The following is a 14,263-nucleotide window of genomic DNA, read 5'->3' as shown; positions in this document are numbered from 1 at the left end:
TATAGGAAGCGTTATAAAGGTCTTACATGGATATGTTTGTTTAAACTAATCCAGTACAGGCGTGATGGTTAACATGTTCATGTTACAAACGGAGAAATGGAGCTGCCATGTTTTTCCGGACAGATAGCTAAAATATAAAAGGGCTGACCAGTGTATTTATTGGTCAGCCCTTTATTTATTTGCTGCGTAATCACTTACGCTTCTGATTTTTCTGATTTACTCTTGGAAGAGTTGTTTTTCAGGGTAAAGATCAGCTTCTGATTTTCCTTATCCAGGTCAGCCACCAGGATATCTCCATCATGAATATTCATGTTGAGGATTTCCTCTGCCAAAGGATCTTCCAGGTATTTCTGGATGGCCCTGTGAAGCGGTCTGGCGCCAAATTGCTGGTCGTAACCTTTATCTGCCAGGAAGCCTTTTGCTTCGTCTGTCAGTTCCAGGCTGAATCCGAGGTTATTCAGGCGTTTCAGTACACTTTTCATTGTAATATCAATGATGGTGTAGATATGCTCTTTCGCCAGGGAGTTAAAGATGATCACGTCATCGATCCTGTTCAGGAATTCAGGAGAGAAGGTACGTTTCAGTGCTTTTTCGATCACTGATTTGGTATTTTCTTCCTCATTAACGGCTCTTGCGCTGGTGGTAAAACCTACGCCGGCGCCGAAATCCTTCAGCTGACGGGCTCCGATGTTGGAGGTCATGATGATGAGGGTATTTTTAAAGTCCACTTTACGACCGAGGCCATCAGTGAGGATACCATCATCCAGTACCTGCAGCAGGAGATTATAAATATCCGGATGTGCTTTTTCGATCTCATCCAGGAGGATCACGGAGTATGGCTTACGGCGAACCTTTTCTGTCAGCTGACCACCTTCTTCGTATCCAACATATCCCGGAGGAGCACCGATGAGGCGGCTAACAGAGAATTTCTCCATGTATTCACTCATATCGATACGGATCAGCGCTTCGTCTGAGTCGAACATATAGCGGGCCAGTGATTTGGCCAGCTCTGTTTTACCAACCCCGGTAGGACCGAGGAATATAAAGGTACCAATTGGTTTCTTCGGATCTTTCAGACCTACACGGTTACGCTGAATCGCTTTAGTGACTTTGCTGATGGCTTCATCCTGTCCAACCACGGCGCCTTTCAGGTCTTCACCCATACGGCGGAGTTTTTCAGTTTCGGCCTGTACCATCCTTTTAACAGGGATACCGGTCATCATGCTCACCACTTCTGCGATGGCTTCTTCATCGATCGGGTAGCGTTTATGCTTCACTTCTTCTTCCCACATTGCTTTAGCGCGTTCCAGGTCTTCGCCCAGTTTCTTTTCAGTATCGCGTAAGGCAGCGGCTTCTTCGAAGCGTTGGCTTTTCACCACTTTATTTTTTTCCTGTTTGATATCTTCAATCTGTTTTTCCAGGTCGAGGATATTCTGAGGAACATTGATGTTTTTGAGGTGCACCCTTGCTCCTACTTCATCCAGTACGTCGATTGCCTTATCAGGCAGGAGACGGTCGGTCATGTAGCGGTCGCTCAGTTTCACGCAGGCATCAATGGCTGCATCTGTATAGCTTACGTTATGGTATTCTTCATAACGGGGCTTGATGTTATTGAGGATCTGGATGGTTTCGTCCACGGTAGGTGGTTCTACCATCACTTTCTGGAAGCGGCGGTCGAGCGCGCCGTCTTTCTCGATGTACATGCGGTACTCATCGAGGGTGGAAGCGCCAATGCATTGAAGCTCTCCTCTTGCCAGTGCCGGTTTAAAGATGTTGGAAGCGTCCAGGGAACCGGAAGCGCCACCAGCGCCCACGATAGTATGAATTTCATCGATAAACAGGATCACGTCCCTGTTTTTCTCGAGTTCGTTCATGATGGCCTTCATTCTTTCTTCAAACTGGCCACGGTATTTGGTACCGGCCACCAGGGCGGCGAGGTCCAGGCTTACCACGCGCTTGTCGAACAGCACGCGGGAAACTTTACGCTGCACAATACGCAGCGCCAAACCTTCCACGATGGCGGTTTTACCCACACCGGGTTCACCAATAAGAATCGGATTGTTCTTTTTACGGCGGGAAAGTATCTGGGATACCCTTTCAATTTCCTGCTCGCGGCCAACAATCGGGTCTAAGCTGCCACTCTCGGCCAGCTTGGTAATATCTCTACCAAAGTTATCCAGTACGGGCGTTTTGGATTTGGTATTTGTCTGTTTGGCTTTGGATGCGTAACTCTTTCTTTCATCCTCAAACTCTTCTTCGCCCGGATCGTCAAATTCTGACTTAGGGTCCGCAGATTTTACAAAGCCCAGTTCGTTTTTAAAAGTATCGTAGTCCACGTCAAATTGTTGTAAGATTTGTGTACAAACGTTTTCCTTATTCTTGAGTATGGAAAGCATGAGGTGTTCCGTTTCCACCGTAGCACTTTTCAGTGCCTTGGCTTCCAGTACGGTCACCCTGATAACTTTCTCTGCCTGTCTGGTAAGCGGGAGGCTATTGATGTTAGCGATATTCTTTCCGGTCTTATCTTTAACAGCCAGTTCTACTTCCTTGCGTAACTCATACAGATCTACGTTCAAAGCCTGCAGAATCTTTACGGCCGTGCCCTCGCCTTCTCGAATAATACCTAACAGCAGGTGTTCAGTACCTATGAAGTCATTTCCCAGGCGTAAAGCTTCCTCTCTGCTGAACGAAATGATCTCCTTAACTTGCGGTGAAAAATTCTGGTCCATTGTGAGATTATTAAATTATCAAAAACCCTTACGGGGGCTTGCTTATACAATAATAACGAATAATTCTGACTTAAGATTATCACGCTTTTTGATGAAATGAAGTTATTTCTTTTTAAACTCAATCCCCTTACACTTTAATAGTATAAGATTTATTTTTGCGTTTAATGCGGGTACGTTCGTTTAAAAATATCTACGAAGAAAAAGAGGTTTTTGTTTCAATCTCTTGCGGTTATATTTTATAGGCGGGTTCCCTCTGTTCAAATTTATTTTACTAAAAGTATAAAACAACGTCCAACGCATGAAATTCAAAATTGATACCAAAGAAAAAATAGTCGTTTTTTGTCCGGAGGAAGCCGTCCTGGATGCTAATTTGGCAGAAGAGCTTACCGCTGCTGTGGCTGCGCTGCCGGAGCTGGAAGAACGCAATCTCATACTGGATATGACATTGGTACAAAAAATGGATGCAACGGGCGTTGAAGCCATTTTAACAGTTTATCAGCGTATGTATGACAATAATTTATCCTGCGCCATCACCGGTCTTAACAACACTTTAACAGCAACCCTGAAATCTGCCGGCGGCGATATGCTTAATCTTGCTCCCACAATGGCAGAGGCAATTGACCTTGTAATGATGGAAGAGCTGGAGAGGGAATTGCTGGATGGATTGGAATAAAGACGGGATGCCGGGCTTTTTTTAACTCCCACATTAGGGGGATACAGGAAAGCCGGCAATTGAACGATTAAAGCTATTTACATGTTCGCAGTCACAATATTAGGTAACAATTCTGCTATCCCCACCCTGGACAGGCACCCCACCGCCCAGGTAGTTACCTGCAACGAGCAGTTGCTGCTGGTAGATTGCGGAGAAGGCACACAGATACAGATCGCCCGGTACCGGGTCAGGCGCAGTAAGCTAAGGTATATTTTCATCAGCCACCTGCATGGAGATCATTATTTCGGTCTTATTGGCCTGCTGAACACACTCAGTTTGATGGGCCGTACCGACCCGATCAGCGTATATGCGCCACCGGAGCTGGAACAGATTATCCAGCTTCAGCTGGATTGCTCTGCCACCGTATTAAAATTTGAGCTGTCGTTTATACCCTTGCAACCAGGTTACAGCGGAGTTATCCTGGAGGATAAGGAGCTTACGGTGCGGTGTTTCCCTACCCAGCACCGGATCTCCTGTTTTGGTTTTTCTTTCGAGATGCGGAAGCGTAAACGTAAGCTGATCCCTGAACAGGCAAGGGCCTATGAGATCCCAGCTGCTTATTTCAGCAAATTACAGGATGGCGCCGATTACCAGCGGAAAGACGGTACCCTGGTGAAAAACGATTGGGTGACCCTGCCGCCGCCTCCCGGCAAGCGTTATGTGTATTGCGCTGATACCCTGTATGATGTAAGCCTTTTGCCACACCTGAAAGATGCAGACCTGGTATATCATGAAACCACTTACCTGCACGACCTGCAGGAGCGGGCAGCGGAGCGCTTTCACAGCACTTCCGTTCAGGCGGCCTCCCTGGCGGCGGCAGCTGAGGTAAAAAAACTGCTGATCGGGCACTTTTCCTCCAAATACACCGACCTGCAGCCTTTTCTGGATGAATCCAGGCCGGTTTTCCCGGATACGGAGATTGCGGAAGAGGGCGTAACCTATATTATTTAATAATGTTATAAAATAAAAGCAGCAGCAGTCCCTGATGGCACCGCTGCTGCTTTCTTATTCTAATAACTTACTATTAATACTTCTCCAGATAGGTAGCTATCTTGCTGTACAATCCATCAGAAACAGGCAGTACCGGCAGGCGGAAAATATTCTCCACAATCCCTGCATGATGCAGGAATGCTTTGATACCAGCCGGGTTGTTCTCGGAGAACATCAGTTCAAACCCTTCCAGCATTTTGTTATTAAGGATACGTGCAGCCGGGTAATCATTTACCAGGGCGGCATGTACCATGCTGGAAAAATCGGCAGCAAAATAATTGGCCGCCACTGAAATCACCCCATCCATGCCGCAGGCCAGCTGACCCAGGGCCAGGGCATCATCGCCGCTGATAACAAGGAAATCCTTTGGCTTATCGCGGATAATCTGCATGCATTGCATCATATCGCCGGAAGCCTCCTTCATGGCCACGATGTTTTCCACTTCGTGCGCCAGCCGCAGGGTGGTTTCTGCAGTCATATTCCTGCCTGTACGGCCCGGAACATTATACAGGATCACCGGTTTGGGAGAAGCTGCAGCAATGGTTTTATAATGCTGGTAAATACCTTCCTGTGTAGGTTTGCTGTAGTAAGGCGCTACGCTGAGCACTGCCGCCGCTTCATCCAGCGGGCATTTCTCCAGGCGCTTCACTACATCCCGTGTGTTATAATCGCCAACACCAATCACTACAGGCACCCGCTTCGACACCTTTTCAAAAGTGAATTTTATCAAATCCAGCTTTTCATCTGCAGAAAGAGTAGGCGTTTCGCCGGTTGTGCCTAAAGACACAACATAGTTCACGCCGCCATCGATCACGTAGTTGATCAACTTTTCCAAAGCATTCCAATCTATGCTTTCATCTGCTTTAAAGGGTGTTACCAATGCCACCCCGGTGCCTTTTAGTTGTTCCATATTGCGTTTACGGGAAAATAAAAATTTCGAACTTCGAAGGCCGAAATTCGAAATTTTTATTGTTATCTCTAAATATTTTTTATTTCTCTTCGTAGAAACCCATGCGGGAGAACTTATCAATACGTTGTTCTATACGTGTATCGGGATCAATTTTCTTTAATTCTGCGAGAGTTTCCTTGATGCGCGCCTTCAGCAGGCTGGCCATTTCAGCAGGATTTACATGTGCGCCGCCCAATGGTTCACGTACGATACCGTCTACCAGGCCAAACTGGCTCATATAATCTGAAGTCAGTTTCAGCTCTTCAGCGGCTTTTTCTTTAAAATTCCAGCTGCGCCAGAGAATAGTGGAGCAGTTTTCAGGGGAGATAACGGTGTACCAGCTGTTTTCCAGCATAAATACACGATCGCCGATACCGATGCCCAGCGCACCACCGGAAGCGCCTTCCCCGATAATGATGCAGATAACCGGAACACGGAGCTTTACCATTTCAAAGAGATTACGGGCGATGGCTTCCGCCTGGCCCCTTTCTTCTGCTTCCAGGCCGGGATAAGCACCGGGAGTATCAATGAGAGTGACAATGGGCTTATTAAATCTTTCGGCCAGTTTCATGAGACGCAGCGCCTTGCGGTACCCTTCCGGGTTGGCCATACCAAAGTTTCTGAGCTGGCGCATTTTAGTATTTACGCCTTTCTGCTGACCAATAAACATGACTGTTTCGCCATCCAGGTCGGCAAAACCGCCTACCATGGCCTTGTCGTCTTTTACATTCCGGTCGCCATGCAGTTCCGTAAAATTGGTGGACATTTTTTCGATGTACTCCAGTGTATAGGGCCTATCCGGATGACGGCTCAGCTGTACGCGCTGGAAGGGAGTAAGGTGATCGTAGATCTCCTGGCGGGTATCAGCAATTTTTTGCTCATACTCGCTTACAGTAGCAGAAACATCTACACCTGATTTTGCACCATTTTCCTTCAGCTTCTCCAGCTGATCATATAAGTCAGCGATAGGTTTCTCGAAATCCAGGAATTGCATAATTTGATTAATTGGTTAAAGATCGGGTGTAAAGATAATGCTGAAAATATTTTTTAAAAAAGATTTGCTTAATTGGGAACTTTGTTGCTATCTTTGCAATCCCAAAACGGAAGAACACAACGGATTGGGACACAAGTTCTTAGGAATGGATCGGTAGTTCAGTTGGTTAGAATGCCGCCCTGTCACGGCGGAGGTCGCGGGTTCGAGTCCCGTCCGGTCCGCAAAAGGGACAAATCATTATTACAATGGTTTGTCCCTTTTTCATTTTTGGGATAGGCGATTAGCCCGAGTGCTTCATTTACTTTTTCCGGTTCGAAATAACGATCATAAACGATTTCCCCGGGAAATATGAGTCTCTGCAATTTCTCTTTCACACCCGCATCGCTGAAATGCCACACCATTTGCGGCGCATATTGAATAGCTTCTTCCAGGTTCGGAATACCCAGCTTACATTGATCCGGTTGCGCAGCTTTATTTTCACGATCCTTAAATATAACGAGGATAAAATTTATCAAAAGGTTTCCCGGGAACACTTTGGTAATACGAGCCTCATCATTGCGATCCCTTGGCGCACATGTCAACTTTCTAAGCCATCATAGCCGGATGATTGGACGATTTATGGTTATACCGGGTGAGATGCTGCCAAAGCTGAATGAAACCGGATTTGTATAAAAGAAAGTCTATTTAATGCAAAGTTTCTTCTGTAATGATCAATAAATTTGTGTTAACCAGTTCTTAGCGATCGGACCGCCGTTTATGTCAATAGTTGTTTTTATGCTTATGACCGTCCTGAGCAGAACAGTTCATTTGTCAACATTTGCAAATGTTCAACCAATCAGCTATCGCTATAAGTTTAAGCCTGATAAATGAAATCAAAGTTATTACTGATCTTTTTAACACTGTGCTTCGCAGATCGCAGTGCATTCGGGCAGCGTGATACTTACCTGCCGGCCAATGCTAAAATTTCCCCCTTTCCAGACGACGCTGTCATATTAAAACCTTCCTGGATCAAACAACGGGAAGATTTGAATACAACCTACCTGCTGTCACTTAATCCTGACAGGCTGCTGCATAACTTCCGGGTAAACGCTGGTCTTCCATCAACTGCGGCGCCATTATCAGGATGGGAAGCTCCCAATGTTGGCATCAGGGGGCATTTCACGGGGCACTACTTATCTGCCGTTGCAATGCTGGCAGAAAGGAATAAGGATACGGCAGCAATGCACCGGCTTAATTACATTGTTGATGAATTATATAAATGCCAGCAGGCTCTTGGCAATGCTTACCTGAGCGCATTCCCGGAAAGAGATTTTGATACGCTCGAGAAAAAGTATGGAGGCGTATGGGCGCCATATTATACTTTCCACAAAATTATGCAGGGACTTTTAGACGTTTATGTCCGTACAGGTAACCGGAAAGCTTATGTGATGGTGGATAGCATGGCTGCCTACGTTGAAAAAAGAATGAGTAAACTGAGCCCGGAAACCATCGACAAAGTACTTTATACTCCCGATGCCAATCCTTCTAACGAGGCGGGTGGTATGAACGACGTATTATATAAGCTTTACGAAGTTTCCCATAACCCGAAACATTTGGCCCTGGCTAAGCTTTTTGACCGGGATTGGTTCCTCAAACCTTTGTCAAAGAACCAGGATATCCTCTCGGGGCTTCATTCCAATACACATATTGTGTTGGTGAACGGGTTTGCACAACGATACATCATTACCGGCGATACCCTGTATCAACGTGCCGCACAGAATTTCTGGAATATGCTGGCCGATCATCATGCCTATGCCAATGGCTCCAGTAGCGGTCCGCGCCCGAATGTAGTTACACCAACATCACTGACCTCTGAGCACTGGGGCGTACCTGATCACCTGAGCAATACGATGACAAAGGAAATCGCAGAATCATGCGTATCACACAATACGCAAAAACTAACCTCTATGCTATTCTCCTGGAGCGGCGATCCTAAATATGCGGATGCTTACATGAATACTTTTTACAATTCAATAATGGCTATACAAAATGCCAAAAACGGAACAGTAGTTTATCATTTACCATTAGGCTCCCCACAGACAAAAAAGTTTTTGCAAGACAGTGATTTCCGGTGCTGTAACGGGTCATCCGTTGAGGCATTTGCAGCATTGAACAACGGTATCTATTACCATAACGATTCGACATTATGGGTGAATATGTACATCCCATCCCGTGTAAACTGGAAAGTAAGATCACTTTCGTTGGAACAAAGCGGAAACTTCCCTACTGACTCAGTTGTAGAATTTAACTTCAAAGAGGCGAAAAAAACAAAGCTTACCTTAAATCTATTGATACCGGATTGGTCAAAAAAATTTGAGGTATACGTCAATGATCAGCAGCAGACAATCAATGCCTCCCCTGGCTCTTACCTGTCATTGAAGCGGGCATGGAAAAACAACGATAAGATCAGGCTGGTATTCCATTACGATTTTTATCTGAAGCCAATGCCCGACGATGAAAACGTTTTTGCCATTTTTTATGGCCCTGTTATGCTGGCGGCTGAAACGGATTCAGAATTCATACTGAAGGGACCCAGGAACGAAATCTTAAAAAACATAACCGATGCGGGTGGTAATGTTTTCCAATTAAAGAATGGAGGAAAGACTTTTGTTTTGCGTCCGTTAAGCGATATCAATCAACAATCCTACGGGGTTTATGCGATAATCAGGGGATACTGATTGATATTGCTGTGATTTCTTCAACATAAATTGTGGCTTCCGGAATTATCTTTAATTAGTGAAGTTTTAGTCATGGCCTGAATGAGATACCTCTCTTTTCCAATCCTTTCAGGTATTTCTATAAGATCCTTATCATATAGCTTTTCGGCGTCGATGTGTGGCAATAAATAAACTGCTCTTTAAGGCTTGGTCTTCTCCTTATATCTTTAGAAAAATCTTATTCCGATACAACAGGTACAGTAACATCAGCTGTATCATTGTAACTGATATGGCAGTAAATACCGGCTGCCATAACAACGGTAACTGCCTGATCATCCCCCCGAAAATATATTCAGCTGTATATCCAAAGTTTACCATTCCTTCCGCACACATGTAGATCAGAATAGAGTTCGTCCCGATAATAATAAAGACGAAAGCCCATCGCCTGAACCCGGCAATATCAATGAGCCAGTAAAAGATGGATAAAAATAAAAGGCTCCATCCAGCGGTATATAACACAAAAGAACTTGTCCATAGTCTTTTATTAATAGGGAAACAGGGGTCCCATATTAACCCTGATAATATGAAAACAATGCCGGCTGAAAACAGGAGTAATGCTTTTTTAGGCATTGAATATTTTTCCAGGCGCAGGAAAGTGCCCGTCAATATGCCCATCAGGGCGGTTCCCACTGCCGGAATGGTTGACAAAATACCTTCTGGATCATGCACACCATCATGCAGCTTCCCTGGCAATAATAGTCTGTCAATATAAGATTCCAGTGAGCCATCCATTGTCAATACGCCTGCACCGTAACCTGGCACCGGGATAAGCTCCATCATCATCCAATAGCCCAGTAACAATATAAGCAGGTAATATATCTGTCTTCGCACATTATTATTCAGATAGATCATCCCGGCGAAGAACCACGCCAGCCCGATACGTCCCAATACGCTGGCAAACCGGGTATGATGATATCCTTTGAAAGCGAGTAAGCCATTGACAATACATCCGAGTATGATAAGGATCAATGTTCTTCTCAACATGGAGAGATACAGCTTCCTTTTGTCTTCCGCCGGTAGTTCAAAAGCGGCCGTCACCCCTGCCGCCTGCACCTTTTTCTGTAAAGAATAGGGCATTGATATGCCCGCGATAAACAGGAATAATGGAAAGATCATATCATAGAAGGTAAACCCATTCCAGACGGTGTGATGCAACTGTTCCGACATCCATAAAAACAGGGGCCATTTCGTCGCTTTTGCCAGGGCATGGATAATATGCTCCCCGCTCATAATCCAGAACATATCAAAGCCTCTTAATGCATCCAGGGATAGTAATCTTCCGGAATCCTGCCTGTTCATTGCTGTTCATATTTAGGCCGGTACTTATGATATAGTTCCTGTGCAACAGCAATACTTTCTCCAGTCGGCATATCATTAAATTTGTTTTGTTTGTTCACCCATTGCCATTCCCACTGTTTGATCTTCTCCTCAAATCCATTATAATCAGCAGGAGTATCGTTTTTAAGCGATAATTGCAGCATGTCAAAATACTGTATCCATCTCTGGCAATAGAAATCGTTGAGTAAACCGCTCCACTGCCTGTTGGAATATTCATGTAAAGGACTGTTTGCATCTCCCCATAATGTGATGAGGTCACGCGCATTCCGTTCATATAAGGCCTTTTCTTCACTATTGTTTCCCCACCTGGTAGCAGATGATAACCATGGTCCGAGCATAAAATCCTTTCTTGTAGCTAATAGCCTGTCCATATCATGGATCAGGGTGATAAACTGTTTACTGTACAGCAGGAAACGCGTGCTGTCCTTATCATTGTAAGCCTTCACCCACATCCGCTGTAGCGGGTGTGCATAATTAGCCAATACCTGCCTGGTAATATCCACCAGGTCGTAGCGGAACCCATCGGTGTTTACCCCATTTGCAGCCGCCGTCATAAAGAGATCCCAGGCTGGTATCAGTTCATTCCGGTTATAGTTCAACCTGGTGCGCGTCCATTCGGCAGTTGAGTCCAACGTTGGCCTGCCTGTGATGATAGACTCGGCGCCATCCCTGATCAGCTGGCCGTTATAGACGGTCTGCCTTAATATATCCCATGCCCTGACAAGCTGTTGATCGGTAGTACGATAGCGGTTTAAGACATATTTTTTCAGCCAGTCATTGATCACTACAGGTTCCGATTGCCAGGTATGCTGCATCATTAATTCATACATGACAGGATTCTGCTCAATCGCCTCCATGGTCAGACCGATGCCACTCATACGTCCGGATGCAGTATCTTTCATGGCAAGTGCAGGCGCTACCGCCACTCCGTCCATACGTCCGAAAAGATTCACATTTCCTCCAAAATTGTTGAGCATATTCCAGATCCATGGCTTCCCATAAAATGCAGCCGTTCTTTTCCACACCGGTTCGATTTCCGCAGCCAGGTCCAGCAGGATCATCTTATCGTCAGGCACTGCTTTCAGCAAGGCCCTGGTCTGTTCATTACCCCAAAACTTACGGTCGCTATAAAACAGCCATCCCTGCATCACCCATATTGCTGCGGTATCTGCCTGCCGCATACCATCATAAATCCTGGCACTTAACCTGGACAGGAAAAGCGAGTCGTTTGAGGGCGGTTCATTTTCGTTAAAGGTATCTGCAGAATACAGGTGGTCCGTGCCATATAAACGGGTTTGCACTTCAAGAAACTTCTTTCCTATCTGCGCAAAGCGGGGATCTTCTGCATCAAGAATATAAGTATCCGCAAAACCATTTTTCCAGTTGGTGGACTTTATTTTAGCATCTGTAAATTTCTTTCTGAATGCAGGAGGCACATGACCGGTAAATGCGGGGAGCACAGGTTTCATTCCCAATTCTCTTTGCCGTTGCAGGATCTTTATCTGCAGATCTTTATGGCTTTCTATCCAGCTCATAGGCAGGGGCCCTCCCCAGGCATCTAAATTACCCATCCAGAACCAGGCAGTGTAAGCCGGTCCGCTGAAGAAACCGGCCAGTTCCTCATCTGTGAATCCCATTTCCCTGTATACCAGGTACCATGTATACTCTTCACCTGTTATAGCCAGCGGCATATTGATGCCATGCAATGCCATCCAGTCGATCTCTTTCTCCCATCGTGCCCAGTCCCACCAGGTCATACTATAATTGAAAGTGCAATAGTTCAGGTAATAGCGATACTTATAGGGAGTTTCCCGTTGTATTTTATTTGTGACTGCGGGCAGCTTTGCCGGCAGATGAAGGTTAGTGCCATTCCAGGTGATCTGACAATGGCAATATTCTTCAAGGTAATAATACAACGCAGCCGCAATGGCTGTTCCATTATTCCCACGCAGTATAATCTTATCTCCTTTACTTTCTATCTCAAAAACATCTTTGCCATTCTGCGTCTGTAAGGGAGCCACTATAAAATGTTGCCGTTGGGACGATAGCACTCTTCCTATCAGGTTATATGCAGCAGTAATGTTCAACTGACCATAGGCATAATCAGCAGATAAAAAAAGAAACAGACAAAGTAATTTCTTCATGAGAATAATGATGTGATCAATGACCGTATGGATTAGTAGCCCGGATTCTGCACCAATGCAGGATTGAGTTGGAGAGCAGATGTAGGTATAGGGAAGATGCGATGATTTACATCAGCATCTGTTTTGAATCCCCACTTCCCTTCATACTTACCAAAACGGATCATGTCATTTCTATGCCAGGATTCCCATACCAGTTCCCTGCATCGCTCCGCATAAATACCTTCGAGCGTAATGGCGCTGAGCGCCGGAGAAGTTGTACGCTGCGCTCTCAGCTCATTTACGAGAGAGAGGGCTGTCTGCCCCATCGTCGCTGCGCCACCACGCAGGATCGCTTCCGCTTTCATCAGCACCACGTCTGAATAGCGCAGTAAAGGGATATCATTTTTCTGATTCCTGTTAAGAGACGTTGCATCAGGATAGAATTTGATATTGCGATATCCCATATTCCAGGCTATTTCATCGTTGCCGGCATCAAATGAATTTACATCCTGCCGCAATGTAATTTCCGGTTTGATATCTATCTGATAGGTATATGGAGCTGCACCGTCAGCACCGGTATAGAACTGATCATATCCTTTTTTGGTAGTAGTCACTGTTGCCGGAGTAACACCATCAGCGAGAAATTGAGGGCCGGTCAGCCATTGCCCGTTACGTACATCATTTGGATCGTTGAAGTTGGCATAAAACGATGGCAGCGTACTGATAGCGCCATCCGGTGTGAAGGGCAGTTTATATTTAGTAGCAGCCAGTCCACGGGGCACATCATAGCGCGCGTGCAGATTCTGGGCCCTGAATGGGAACATATTTGTCCAGGAAGGATCAAAAGGTATAGCAAAAATGAATTCTTTCATCTGCGGACCATTATTGGGATAGAACATCTGGAGATATGTACTGGCAGGTTCTATTGCATACAGGCCGGATTTGATCACGTTGTCGCATGCGGCGATGCAGTCGTCGTTACGCTGTGTCCCGGTGTATACTTCTGCATTCAGATACAATTTGGCCAGTAAAGCATACGCAGTCCATTTGTTAGCCCTTCCGTAGGTTGATGCACCGGAGGCAGGGTTCAATGATGGAATACAAGCTTTAATTTCATTTTCGATAAATGTAAATACCTGGGCCCTCGGTACATTGCGTTTAGGCGTAAAATCACCGTTGACAGTATCTATGGGTATATTGCCATAGTTATCCATCATGATATAGTAGGCTATTGCGCGTACCATTTTCAGTTCCGCCAATGTGGTATTTTTATTTGCACCATCCGGCATATTCTTCCCCAGAATGGCCAGGGACTGGTTCACTGTACCAATAATAGTGGAGCACCAGGTCCAGTTTCCATTTACCCCCGAATGATCTTTTGTCCATGTATGATAATGATATTGCTGGAACTCTGCACCATTAAACCAGTTGCCTCCTCTTGCGGGAAAGATCGCTTCATCTGTGGTCAATGTCTGAAGGAAAAAATATTCCACAGAAATATTCCCTCTCAGTGCTACATATGCAGGTCCTGCTGCCGCAATAAACTGTGCACTATCGGTTGGGAAAACGCCTGGGGTAAGCTCTGACGTTATAGGCACCTCCAGTTTGTAACAGGAAGCAAAAACGGACAACAGGAAAGGAAGATATATATATTGAATTAGTTTTTTCATAC

The 14,263-nt window shown here is 45.4% G+C and carries 9 protein-coding genes and 1 tRNA gene; 4 read left to right on the top strand and 6 right to left on the bottom strand.

Going from position 1 to position 14,263, the window contains the following annotated elements:
- Nucleotides 1-194: 194 nt before the first annotated feature.
- Nucleotides 195-2,729: an ATP-dependent Clp protease ATP-binding subunit gene (locus VIM72_RS10940; RefSeq protein WP_142683475.1), complete on the bottom strand. Its 2,535-nt coding sequence runs from the start codon at nucleotides 2,727-2,729 to the stop codon at nucleotides 195-197.
- A 298-nt stretch (nucleotides 2,730-3,027) separates the two neighbouring features.
- Here VIM72_RS10940 and VIM72_RS10935 point away from each other — a divergent pair, with 298 nt between their 5' ends.
- The gene (locus VIM72_RS10935; RefSeq protein WP_332002872.1) at nucleotides 3,028-3,402 is read left to right on the top strand and encodes an STAS domain-containing protein; all 375 of its coding nucleotides are present in this window, start codon (nucleotides 3,028-3,030) and stop codon (nucleotides 3,400-3,402) included.
- Nucleotides 3,403-3,483: 81 nt separating this feature from the next.
- A complete protein-coding gene (locus VIM72_RS10930) occupies nucleotides 3,484-4,392 on the top strand; it encodes a ribonuclease Z (RefSeq protein WP_332002871.1) in 909 nt (302 codons plus the stop codon).
- A gap of 73 nt (nucleotides 4,393-4,465) precedes the next feature.
- Here VIM72_RS10930 and dapA read toward each other — a convergent pair whose 3' ends face one another.
- Entirely contained in the window at nucleotides 4,466-5,341 is an 876-nt protein-coding gene (gene dapA / locus VIM72_RS10925; RefSeq protein WP_332002870.1) for a 4-hydroxy-tetrahydrodipicolinate synthase, read from the bottom strand.
- Nucleotides 5,342-5,420: 79 nt separating this feature from the next.
- Complete coding sequence (locus VIM72_RS10920) at nucleotides 5,421-6,374, bottom strand: acetyl-CoA carboxylase carboxyltransferase subunit alpha (protein ID WP_332002869.1); 954 nt, start codon at nucleotides 6,372-6,374, stop codon at nucleotides 5,421-5,423.
- 147 nt (nucleotides 6,375-6,521) lie between these two features.
- Here VIM72_RS10920 and VIM72_RS10915 point away from each other — a divergent pair.
- Together VIM72_RS10915 and VIM72_RS10910 are read left to right on the top strand one after the other, a co-directional pair.
- Nucleotides 6,522-6,595 (top strand) — tRNA-Asp (locus VIM72_RS10915).
- Between the two features lie 645 nt (nucleotides 6,596-7,240).
- A complete protein-coding gene (locus VIM72_RS10910; protein WP_332002868.1) occupies nucleotides 7,241-9,091 on the top strand; it encodes a beta-L-arabinofuranosidase domain-containing protein in 1,851 nt (616 codons plus the stop codon).
- A gap of 198 nt (nucleotides 9,092-9,289) precedes the next feature.
- Here the strand turns inward: VIM72_RS10910 and VIM72_RS10905 are convergent, their stop codons facing one another.
- Genes VIM72_RS10905 through VIM72_RS10895 form a run of 3 tightly spaced genes read right to left on the bottom strand, consistent with a single transcriptional unit; the run spans nucleotide 9,290 to nucleotide 14,261 of the window.
- Nucleotides 9,290-10,429 (bottom strand): DUF5009 domain-containing protein, encoded by a 1,140-nt coding sequence (locus VIM72_RS10905; protein ID WP_332002867.1) that lies wholly within the window; start codon nucleotides 10,427-10,429, stop codon nucleotides 9,290-9,292.
- Nucleotides 10,426-12,612 carry an alpha-N-acetylglucosaminidase gene (locus VIM72_RS10900; protein WP_332002866.1) on the bottom strand — a complete coding sequence of 729 codons (2,187 nt, stop codon included), beginning with the start codon at nucleotides 12,610-12,612 and terminating at the stop codon, nucleotides 10,426-10,428. Before VIM72_RS10900 ends, VIM72_RS10905 begins: the two co-directional genes overlap by 4 nt.
- Before the next feature lie 32 nt (nucleotides 12,613-12,644).
- Nucleotides 12,645-14,261, bottom strand: a complete 1,617-nt coding sequence (locus VIM72_RS10895) for a RagB/SusD family nutrient uptake outer membrane protein (protein WP_332002865.1) — start codon at nucleotides 14,259-14,261, stop codon at nucleotides 12,645-12,647.
- Nucleotides 14,262-14,263 lie beyond the last annotated feature (2 nt).

This window comes from Chitinophaga sp. (assembly GCF_036569185.1).
GTDB lineage: Bacteria > Bacteroidota > Bacteroidia > Chitinophagales > Chitinophagaceae > Chitinophaga.
The sequence above is the reverse complement of the archived record's forward strand: the minus strand, read 5'-3'. Positions and strand labels throughout refer to the sequence as shown.

Excerpts from the sequence above, each read along its gene's own strand:
- VIM72_RS10905 (WP_332002867.1), bottom strand. The coding sequence starts at position 10,429 with ATGAACAGGCAGGATTCCGGAAGATTACTATCCCTGGATGCATTAAGA.
- VIM72_RS10895 (WP_332002865.1), bottom strand. The coding sequence starts at position 14,261 with ATGAAAAAACTAATTCAATATATATATCTTCCTTTCCTGTTGTCCGTT.
- VIM72_RS10920 (WP_332002869.1), bottom strand. The coding sequence starts at position 6,374 with ATGCAATTCCTGGATTTCGAGAAACCTATCGCTGACTTATATGATCAG.
- VIM72_RS10940 (WP_142683475.1), bottom strand. The coding sequence starts at position 2,729 with ATGGACCAGAATTTTTCACCGCAAGTTAAGGAGATCATTTCGTTCAGC.
- VIM72_RS10910 (WP_332002868.1), top strand. The coding sequence starts at position 7,241 with ATGAAATCAAAGTTATTACTGATCTTTTTAACACTGTGCTTCGCAGAT.
- dapA (WP_332002870.1), bottom strand. The coding sequence starts at position 5,341 with ATGGAACAACTAAAAGGCACCGGGGTGGCATTGGTAACACCCTTTAAA.
- VIM72_RS10900 (WP_332002866.1), bottom strand. The coding sequence starts at position 12,612 with ATGAAGAAATTACTTTGTCTGTTTCTTTTTTTATCTGCTGATTATGCC.
- VIM72_RS10930 (WP_332002871.1), top strand. The coding sequence starts at position 3,484 with ATGTTCGCAGTCACAATATTAGGTAACAATTCTGCTATCCCCACCCTG.
- VIM72_RS10935 (WP_332002872.1), top strand. The coding sequence starts at position 3,028 with ATGAAATTCAAAATTGATACCAAAGAAAAAATAGTCGTTTTTTGTCCG.